This window comes from Pseudomonas sp. PNPG3 (genome assembly GCF_023093815.1).
In the GTDB taxonomy this organism is placed as follows: domain Bacteria; phylum Pseudomonadota; class Gammaproteobacteria; order Pseudomonadales; family Pseudomonadaceae; genus Aquipseudomonas; species Aquipseudomonas asiatica.
In genome coordinates this window covers 1-2057 of the sequence record NZ_JALLKV010000117.1, presented here as the reverse complement: position 1 = coordinate 2057, position 2057 = coordinate 1, and the positions used below count along the sequence as shown (strand labels likewise).

Below are 2057 nucleotides of genomic sequence, written 5' to 3'. Positions count from 1 at the left end.
CGCTGCGCATTCGTGGCAATGCAGTGACGGTGCCTGTGTCGGTCACCAACAACACCACGATCTACGGTCGTGGTAGCGGTGTGTGGATTGACCTAGCGGCTGTTGCAATGACTCTCGATACCCCAGGAAGCATTCAGGCGATGTTTGGGTGCTATCAAGGTTTCGGCTCGGGAATCCGGCAGTATCGATTCCGGCTTTGGGTGAACAGCACGCTGATCGCAGAGGGCGGTGGTGACTGGGCAGACGGATTCCCGAACCTGCAAGGCGCTGTCTATGCCGGTGCCGGGCAGCATGTGATCAGCGTGAGCTGGTGGGGGGAGAACTCTGGGGTATCCGTGTCGGGCATGAATATCTTTGCAATGGGAGCTAAGCGATGACTGACGCTGTGCATTTGGCGGCATTCAACGATCGCGGCGAAATTCTCTTCACCGTGTCCGGGTCGCCTGACACCGTCGAGTTTTCTCTACGGCTGAACACGTCGCTGCCTTATCTGACTTTGAGTTCACCTGCGGTCCCGGCCCTGCAATACGTGGCCGGGGGCCAACTTCTGGCTAGGCCTGCAGGCTCCGCTTTTCTGGAGGGCACTCTGTTGAAAGGGGTGCCTGCCGGAGCTGCAGTGAAAATCGAGGGGCTCATCTACGAGGCAGACGGTAGTGACATTGAGCTGGAATTTGCTTACCCAGGGACTTACACAGTCACTGTGCAAGCCTGGCCAGCACTTGATCAGGATATTACCTATGAAAATCACCCATAAAAGCGATCCTCTCAAGCGTCGTGCGGAGGCGTATCCGGCTGTTGAGGAGCAACTGGACATGCTCTGGCACGCCATGGACCAGGGCCTGATGCCCAAGGCTGAACCGTTCTACACGACCCTGCAGAGGGTCAAACAGCAACACCCGAAAGCTTGAATGCTGCACACCAACCTATGCCCGCCTAGCGCGGGCTTCTTTTTGTCTGGAGAAAACCCATGCCTTATGTCGCCATCAACCTTAGCAACGACTACGAAGTCGCCAACAAAACCCGCTTTGCCACCCAGGAGGAAGCCGATGCGCGCGCTCGGGCGATCCTGGCCCAGTTCCCGGCCGCCCAGGTCTGTGTCGCCCAGGTGCTGAAGGACTACACCGCCACGGTAGCCATCACTGTCGCAGATCCGGCCGAGCTGGCGCCTGAGCCTGAAGCACCTGGCGCCTGACATTCCCCCGCAGTCAACCCACGCCCGCCTTGTGCGGGCTTCTTTTTGCCTAGAGAAAACCATGGCCCGAATTTCTGCCGCCGATGCCGGCGGCGTAAACGTGATTGCCTTCCTGGACATGCTGGCCTGGTCCGAGGGCACTTCGACTATCAAGGCCAGTGACGACGGGTACAACGTCCTGGTGGGCGGCAAGCTGTTCAGCGACTACAGCAAGCACCCGAAGGTGAAGGTGTGGCTGCCGAAGTACAGCATCTACAGCTCCGCTGCCGGCCGGTACCAGTTCCTCGCCGGCACCTGGGACGCCATCGTGAAGAACTATGGGTTCAAGGGGCGTTTCATTCCCGAGGCCCAGGACCTGGCTGCAATCAAGTTGCTGACGGAGTGCGGCGCGCTGCCGCTCATCAAAGCCGGCCGGATTGCCGAAGCGATCGCCAAGGCTGCCCCGATCTGGGCCAGCCTGCCCGGTGCCGGCTATGGCCAGCGCGAGCACAAACTGGCCGCGCTGCTGGGCATCTACGAAGCGGAGCGAGCGGCCGAGGCCAAGCCACAGGATCAGCTTCTGGCGATGTTCAGCGCCTGCGGCGGGGAGATGGCGGCGTGAACGAAAAACTGATGGTGCCGATACTGGCGGGAGTGTTGTTGGTGGCCCTTGGTGGCGTCGGCGGTGCCTGGCTCGCGGCTTGCCACTACCGCCCGCTGCTGGACGAGGCCAATGGGAAAGTGGTCGCCTGCGTGGCCGCCCGAGACAACCTCAGCGGCCTGGCGGGGGAGCAGGGCAAGGCTCTGGGCGACCTGATCCTGGCCGCGAACGCCCGCCAGGCCGGGGCCGAAAAGGCAGTAGGCGAGGCTAAAGCCAGCGCAGATA

6 protein-coding genes are annotated in these 2057 nt (G+C 61.3%); all 6 read left to right on the top strand.

What is annotated here, in order from left to right; all coding sequences use genetic code 11:
- The coding region (locus MJ643_RS30265; RefSeq protein ID WP_247727266.1) for a hypothetical protein at window positions 1–377 on the top strand (377 nt) is incomplete at its 5' end.
- Window positions 374–754: a hypothetical protein gene (locus tag MJ643_RS30260; RefSeq protein WP_247727265.1), complete on the top strand. Its 381-nt coding sequence runs from the start codon at window positions 374–376 to the stop codon at window positions 752–754. The genes MJ643_RS30265 and MJ643_RS30260, both read left to right, overlap by 4 nt.
- Window positions 738–908, top strand: a complete 171-nt coding sequence (locus MJ643_RS30255; protein WP_196304926.1) for a hypothetical protein — start codon at window positions 738–740, stop codon at window positions 906–908. The genes MJ643_RS30260 and MJ643_RS30255 overlap by 17 nt, the downstream gene beginning before the upstream one ends.
- 59 nt (window positions 909–967) lie before the next feature.
- Window positions 968–1192: a hypothetical protein gene (locus MJ643_RS30250; protein WP_247727264.1), complete on the top strand. Its 225-nt coding sequence runs from the start codon at window positions 968–970 to the stop codon at window positions 1190–1192.
- A gap of 61 nt (window positions 1193–1253) precedes the next feature.
- On the top strand, window positions 1254–1793 hold the full coding sequence (locus MJ643_RS30245; RefSeq protein ID WP_047594978.1) for a glycoside hydrolase family 104 protein: 540 nt from the start codon (window positions 1254–1256) through the stop codon (window positions 1791–1793).
- On the top strand, window positions 1790–2057 hold a 268-nt coding region (locus MJ643_RS30240; RefSeq protein WP_247727263.1), incomplete at its 3' end, for a hypothetical protein. The genes MJ643_RS30245 and MJ643_RS30240, both read left to right, overlap by 4 nt.